Origin of the sequence: Vibrio sp. V19_P1S1T109 (assembly GCF_002241375.1) — a bacterium.
Classification (GTDB): domain Bacteria; phylum Pseudomonadota; class Gammaproteobacteria; order Enterobacterales; family Vibrionaceae; genus Vibrio; species Vibrio anguillarum.
Map to the genome: position 1 here is coordinate 1 of NZ_NDIM01000241.1, position 6319 is coordinate 6319.

A 6319-nucleotide genomic window follows, 5' to 3' on the forward strand; every position below is an offset into this window, starting at 1 on the left:
ATGTAATGGCATTAAACATAAAAAAACCTACTGAAAATTTCGAGTCATTATTGTTTAAATAGTGGCGTATTGAGCAAAACACAAGTCAGAATAAAGTGAGATTCTAAATATCACGAGATTCATCTTCATCGCTCTCGTGATAAAAATCATTCGGATCTTGAGGAACGCTAGGGTCTTCTAGTATTTCAATGACTTCTGAACTTGAGTATTCATGCCCCATCAGGAAAAGCGCTAACATGGCATCGGCTTTGGATTTATTGTCCGCTTTTTCTAGCAAAATTTCTTCAAAGCGTCGCCGTATCATGGCAATCTCATGTTCAACAAAACCGCGACCTTCTTCCTCTCCTTCACCTTCCTCGGGCGCATTATCAAACTCCAGAAACAGAAAATGGCCGTCCAATTGTGTGTCAATAAGACGTTCAGGCAACCAAGCCTCACCCATCACCAATTCTGGATCGGTGTTATCGGGTAGTGAATCGAGTATGTGTTTCAGTTCAGATGCTTTCACAGTCTTATCGTTTCAGTAATCATGTCGCTATTGTAGCGGCGATTTTCTTATAAACATAAGAAATCCTGATCCGATTACCCAATTTTAAATCGCTTAATCATACAAACGATGGCAAAACATACCGGAATCGAGGAGGAAGCGAATAAATGCTCGCCGTTTGTGAAAGGATAACTGATTGCAGGAGCGTTGATTATGCTACAATCCGCTCAGTTTTATGTAATGAAATGAATAGGAAATGCTTTGACCTCGTCACAGCCCAATCAACACAAGTCAATGAACGCTAGCAGCAACAGTGCGGCATCTCTGCGCAATGCATTGAAAGAATGCATGATGCGTGATCGTTTTCGTCTGAGTAAACGCATCTCTGGTGCGAGCAAAATAAAAAATGAGCAAGCCAAACATGCCGTTTTTGATCAAATTGCGCTCGATATTGCTCAGTCAATGATGGTGGCGCAGCAGCGTCTCAACAGCCGCGTTACCATCGACTACCCTGATTTATTGCCCGTAAGCCAAAAACGCGATGATATCGCCAAAGCGATTGCTGAAAACCAAGTGGTAATTGTGGCGGGTGAAACAGGGTCAGGCAAAACGACTCAGTTACCCAAAATTTGCGCAGAACTTGGGCGCGGTAAATATGGCCTGATTGGCCATACGCAACCACGTCGCCTTGCTGCGCGTTCGGTCGCGAGCCGAATAGCGCAAGAGATGGAAACAGAACTGGGTGGCTTTGTTGGCTATAAAGTTCGTTTTAACGATCAAATTTCCGAGCAGACTCAGATCAAATTGATGACTGACGGGATATTGTTGGCCGAAATCCAGCATGATCGTTTTCTCAATCAGTACGACACCATCATTATCGATGAAGCGCATGAGCGCAGCTTAAATATCGATTTTATCTTAGGTTATTTGAAAGAACTGCTGCCGCGTCGTCCGGATCTCAAAGTCATCATTACTTCGGCCACCATCGATCCTGAACGCTTCTCTAACCATTTTAGTGGCGCGCCTATCATTGAAGTGTCGGGTCGTACTTATCCGGTCGATACGCGTTATCGACCACTGCTTGGTGAAGAGGACGCAGACCGCGATCAACTTGAAGGTATTTTTGAAGCCGTCGATGAACTCTGTGCTGAAGGACTTGGCGATATTCTGATCTTCATGAATGGTGAACGAGAAATTCGTGATACGGCTGATGCGCTCAGTAAACGTAACTTACGTGATACTGAAATTGTGCCGCTTTATGCACGATTATCCGCCGGTGAGCAGAATAAAATCTTTCAGCCCCATATAGGGCGGCGCATCGTTTTAGCCACCAACGTGGCAGAAACATCCCTTACCGTTCCGGGGATCAAATATGTCATTGACCCAGGTACGGCGCGTATCAGCCGTTATAGCTACCGCACCAAAGTCCAACGTTTGCCGATTGAACCAATTTCTCAAGCGAGTGCAAATCAGCGTAAAGGTCGTTGTGGCCGTGTTGAAGAAGGGATCTGCATACGCCTCTATTCCGAAGAGGATTTTCTTTCACGCCCAGAATTTACCGATCCGGAAATACTGCGTACCAACTTAGCCTCGGTTATTTTACAAATGACCGCACTTGGGCTGGGTGATATTGAAGCATTCCCATTTGTGGAAGCGCCGGATAAACGCAACATTCAAGATGGTGTGCGTTTGCTAGAAGAGCTTGGCGCGATTGTTCCTGATACCAATAAACATGGTCACGACAGCAAAAAGCAGTTGACGGATATGGGGCGCAAATTAGCACGCTTGCCGATTGATCCCCGTTTGGCGCGTATGGTGCTTGAAGCGCCAAAGCTTGGCTGCGTAAAAGAGCTGATGGTGATTGCCGCTGCACTTTCGATTCAAGACCCACGTGAACGCCCATCAGATAAACAACAAGCCTCCGATGAGAAACATCGCCGATTTTTTGATGAAGAGTCCGATTTCCTGAGCCTAGTGAATTTGTGGAACCACATTCAAACTGAGCAAAAAGCGTTAAGCAGCAGCCAATTTCGTAAGCAGTGTAAACAAGATTACCTCAATTATTTGCGGGTACGCGAATGGCAGGATGTCTACTTCCAAATTCACCAATCGATGCGTGAAATGGATTACAAATTGAACGACGAACCGGGCAATTACCAAAGTATCCACAGTGCAATTTTGGTTGGTTTACTGTCGCACATCGGTATCAAAGACCAAGAGAAAAATGAATACCAAGGGGCTCGTAACGCCCGCTTTAATATCTTTCCCGCTTCTGGTCTGTTTAAAAAGCAGCCCAAGTGGGTGATGGTCGCCGAATTGGTGGAAACCTCTAAACTGTGGGGGCGTATTGCAGCTAAAATCCAGCCTGAATGGGTGGAACCGCTGGCACAGCATTTGATCAAGCGTAGCTACAGCGAACCGCATTGGTCAAAAAAACAAGCCGCCGTCATGGCCTATGAAAAAGTGATGTTATATGGCATTCCTATTGTGCCTAAACGTTTGATTAACTACAGCACCATTGACGAGCCACTATGTCGTGAGATTTTCATTCGCAGCGCATTAGTTGAAGGTGATTGGGAAACCAAACATGCGTTTTTCAAGCAAAACCGTCGCTTATTACTTGAAGTCGAGGAGCTTGAGCATAAATCTCGCCGCCGCGATATTTTGATTGATGATGAACAGCTTTTCGAGTTCTACGATCAGCGAGTCGCAACTGATGTGGTCTCTGGGCGTCATTTTGATGCGTGGTGGCGAAAAGCCAGCAAAGCCACCCCAGATCTACTCAACTTTGAAAAAGAGATGCTATTTAAAGGTGATGCTAGCCACATCACTGATTTAGATTATCCCAACTTTTGGCACCAAAACGGTATTAAGCTGAAGCTCAGCTATCAATTTGAACCTGGCGTGGATAGTGACGGTGTCACGGTGCATTTGCCATTGCCGATCCTAAATCAAATTGAGCCGACAGGGTTTGATTGGCAGATCCCCGGGTTACGTCATGAATTGGTTGTCAGCCTCATCAAGTCTTTGCCTAAAACACTGCGCAAAAACTTTGTACCAGCACCTAACTATGCGGATGCGTTTTTAGCTCGTGTCACACCGATGGAATTGCCTTTATTGGATGCGATGGAAAAAGAGTTAAGACGCATGACGGGCGTCGAGGTGAAGCGTGAAGATTGGAAGTTAGAGCAAGTTCCGGATCATTTAAAAATCACTTTTCGCGCGGTGGATCATAAAAATCGCAAACTCAACGAGCATAAAGATTTATATCAGCTGAAAGAGAGTTTGAAAGAGAAAGTACAAGAAACACTCTCTCAAGTGGCAGACGATGATATTGAACAGCAAGGTTTGCATACGTGGAGCTTTGGTGAATTACCGAAAGTGTACCAACAAAAGCGCGGCGGTTTCGAGGTTAAAGCCTATCCAGCGTTAGTGGATAGTAAAGAAAGTGTTGAAATTAAGCTTTTTGAGACTGAGCAAGAACAACTCAATGCAATGAAAGCAGGGCAAAGGCGTCTGATTTTGCTGAACGTTCCTTCACCGATTAAATATCTGCACACCAATTTACCGAACAAGTCAAAATTGGGGCTCTACTTTAACCCGTATGGCAAAGTATTGGACCTGATTGATGACTGTATTGCTTGTGGGATTGATAAGTTAATTGAGCAGCAAGGCGGTTTAGTGTGGGAGCCGGAGCAGTTTGAGGCACTGAAAGAGTTTGTGCGCGCTGAATTGGGCGATACTGTGGTCGATATCGCCCAACAAGTGGAGACGATTCTTACCACGGCATTCAACATTAATAAAAAGCTGAAAGGGAAAATCGATTTTACGATGGCTTTTGCGTTATCGGATATCAAAGCGCAGATCGAAGGTTTGATCTTTAAAGGCTTTGCCACCGAATGCGGCTGGAAGCGTTTGCCGGATATTCTGCGTTACATGCGCGCGATTGAACGTCGGATGGAGAAGTTACCCATTGATCCAAATAAGGATCGTTTGCACATGTTGAAAATTGAAGCGGTAACCAATGATTACAAAGCGCTACTAAACAAGATACCTCGTGGTGCAGAAGTACCTGAAAATGTTAAAGAGATCCGTTGGATGATTGAAGAGCTTCGCGTGAGTTTATTTGCTCAGCAACTTGGCACTCCTTATCCAGTTTCAGATAAACGTATAAAAAATGCGATTGATGCTTGTTAGGTATAAGATTTGCATCTAACCAACAGTTCACTATAATTTGACGCTATGTGGCAATCGGTCGCCGTTTTGAGGCCACTGCCAAATTAAATAAAGAAGGTTCATCATGAAAAAGACTTTAATCGCACTGGCGCTGATCAGTACATCTTCAATGGCGTTTGCTGACTCTTGGATTTATGGCGGCGCATCGGTAGGCCAATCGGATTTGAATGGTAAAAGCGGCACTTCGTACAACATTCATGCCGGTACTGGTATTCTTCCTCTGATTGGCCTCGAAGCGGGTTACACCGACCATGGCAAATTTGAAGTCAATGCCACGAATGAAATCGCGGCCTCTTCTGTTTATTTTGCGGTAAAGCCAAGCATTGATTTTGGCCCTCTGCATGTGTATGCCAAGGGTGGTTTGCATTCTTGGGATAAAAAATTAAACAGCAATAAAATAGATGATGGTTTTGACATCATGTACGGTGTAGGCGCTGAATACTTCCTGATGGGGCCAATTTCAGTTGGTGCAAGTTACATGAATTACACTTTGGGCGATGACGATATTGGTACGGTTTCATTCAACGCGACCTTCCACTTTCTTTAATCTAGTCACTCAATCGCTTTCAACCACTTCTTGCTCGTTAGTAGCAAGAAGTGGTTTTTTATTTGAGCAGTATGGTGTGGTGTACATTCTCAAGTACGCCAGTAACTGAAAGCAAAGCGCGACCAGTGATTGATGATGTAGTCAATAAATGCCTGAGTTCGCTCAGGAAGAAAACGTCTCTGAGGGTGCAGCAAATAAACATCCGCTCCTTCAATCTGCCAATTAGGCAATAATGGCACTAATCGTTTCTCCTCTAACTCCTTATCAATTAATCCTTTAGGTAACCTTGCAATACCCATATTCATGAATGTGGCTTGTAAAATCGTATCAATTTCCTCAGAGCTAATACGTGCCTGAGGGATAAATTGAAAACGTTCTTTGCTTTGCTGATGTTCAAATATCCACGCTTGTTTGGTATTTAAAGTGAGTAGTGGCAGAGAAAGTAATTGCTCTGGATGTTTTAGCAGCAAAGAGGCCGAGTAGTCAGGACTTGTGCACAACACGGAAGGGTTATTAGCCAGTTTGCGCGCAACCCAATCGGATTGAGGTTGTGGACCAAAACGTAGCGCTATATCAAGGTCGTGCTGGGTATGATAATCCAGCCCTGCACCGACTTGAATACGAATGTTGACTTTAGGATGTTGCTGACAAAATTCCAGTGCTAATGGACTTAGCTGATGCCGAATGGGTAGGATTGGCGCGTTAATGACGATCTCGCCTCTAAACTCTTGTTTGGCTTTTAAAGCTTGTGCTTGTTTATCTTCTATTTGGCTAAATAGGTTGGCATAGGTTTCAAACAAATGCTCGCCTTCTTTCGTTAGTACCACTTCTTTACTGTTTCTGATCAGTAGAATGCTGCCAATATCTTGTTCCAACTGCTGAATTCTGCGGCTCAAAGTGCTGGTGGACAAGGCTTTTTGTTTTGCTGCCAGCGTAAAATTGCCACATTTCACTACCGTTAAAAAGAGTGATAAATCATCAAGTTTCATCATTAATCCCATTTATGCAATAAGCCATCCCATTCTATCCTATTTTAGGATATGCACTAT

The 6319-nt window shown here is 44.2% G+C and carries 4 protein-coding genes; 2 read left to right on the forward strand and 2 right to left on the reverse strand.

The window, feature by feature from the left end; genetic code table 11:
- Positions 1 to 103: 103 nt before the first annotated feature.
- Complete coding sequence (locus tag B9J87_RS12015; RefSeq protein ID WP_088732475.1) at positions 104 to 508, reverse strand: hypothetical protein; 405 nt, start codon at positions 506 to 508, stop codon at positions 104 to 106.
- A gap of 240 nt (positions 509 to 748) precedes the next feature.
- Here B9J87_RS12015 and hrpA point away from each other — a divergent pair, with 240 nt between their 5' ends.
- Both hrpA and B9J87_RS12025 read left to right on the forward strand, forming a co-directional pair.
- On the forward strand, positions 749 to 4684 hold the full coding sequence (hrpA, locus tag B9J87_RS12020; protein ID WP_094150916.1) for an ATP-dependent RNA helicase HrpA: 3936 nt from the start codon (positions 749 to 751) through the stop codon (positions 4682 to 4684).
- A 103-nt stretch (positions 4685 to 4787) separates the two neighbouring features.
- Positions 4788 to 5270 (forward strand): porin family protein, encoded by a 483-nt coding sequence (locus B9J87_RS12025; RefSeq protein ID WP_094150918.1) that lies wholly within the window; start codon positions 4788 to 4790, stop codon positions 5268 to 5270.
- An 89-nt stretch (positions 5271 to 5359) separates the two neighbouring features.
- On the opposite strand, the gene B9J87_RS12030 is transcribed toward B9J87_RS12025, so the two are convergent.
- The gene (locus B9J87_RS12030) at positions 5360 to 6271 is read right to left on the reverse strand and encodes a LysR family transcriptional regulator (protein ID WP_013856811.1); all 912 of its coding nucleotides are present in this window, start codon (positions 6269 to 6271) and stop codon (positions 5360 to 5362) included.
- Positions 6272 to 6319: the final 48 nt, after the last annotated feature.